This is a genomic window from Litchfieldella qijiaojingensis (assembly GCF_014651875.1).
In the GTDB taxonomy this organism is placed as follows: Bacteria; Pseudomonadota; Gammaproteobacteria; order Pseudomonadales; family Halomonadaceae; genus Litchfieldella; species Litchfieldella qijiaojingensis.
Map to the genome: position 1 here is coordinate 1 of NZ_BMXS01000081.1, position 783 is coordinate 783.

General features: G+C 60.4%; 1 protein-coding gene. It reads left to right on the forward strand.

Going from position 1 to position 783, the window contains the following annotated elements:
* On the forward strand, positions 1-782 hold a 782-nt coding region (locus IE093_RS22315), incomplete at its 5' end, for an IS30 family transposase (protein WP_189473140.1).
* Position 783: the final 1 nt, after the last annotated feature.

Consider the following 783-nt stretch of genomic DNA (forward strand, 5'->3'; position numbering starts at 1 on the left):
AACGCTTCGCGCTGGTCCTGTACCTGTTACGTCAGCGCTTGTCTCCCGAGCAGATCGCCGGCAAGCTCAGACATATGACGATACCCAGCCTCCGAGACGCCTACGTCTGTCGTGAAACGATCTACGATGCCATCCATGCGCTGCCCGTGGGTGAGCTGCGCAAGGAGCTGATCCATTGCCTGCGACAGGGCAAGTCAACGCGCAAGCCGCGCCGCGGGCAAGTGGATCGGCGCGGCCAGATTCCCGAGATGGTCAGTATTCATCTCCGCCCTCCGGAGGTCGGGAAACGCGAGATGCCCGGTCACTGGGAGGGCGACTTGATCAAGGGGAAAGCCAATGCCTCGGCGGTCGGCACGCTGGTCGAGCTCAGCAGCGGCTATCTGATCCTGGCCAAGATGCACGATGCCACGGCGACCTCGGCGGTCGAGGGCTTCAGTGCGGCACTGAATCGCATGCCGCTGGCCGCGCGCAAAAGCCTGACCTACGATCAGGGCCGAGAAATGGCCAAGCATGCGGAGATCACCCAGCACACGGGCGTTGCCATCTACTTCTGTGATCCTCACAGCCCATGGCAACGGGGCAGCAACGAGAACATCAACGGCCTGATTCGCCAGTATCTCCCGAAAGGCACCGACTTATCGGTCCATAGCCAGGAGGAGCTCGATGCCATTGCCCTCGAACTCAATATCCGGCCGCGCAAACGTTTCGACTTCAAGTGCCCCATCGAAATGATGGAAGAGCTGATGGCGAAGTGTCACGAAGGGCCATCATCAATCCAATGAC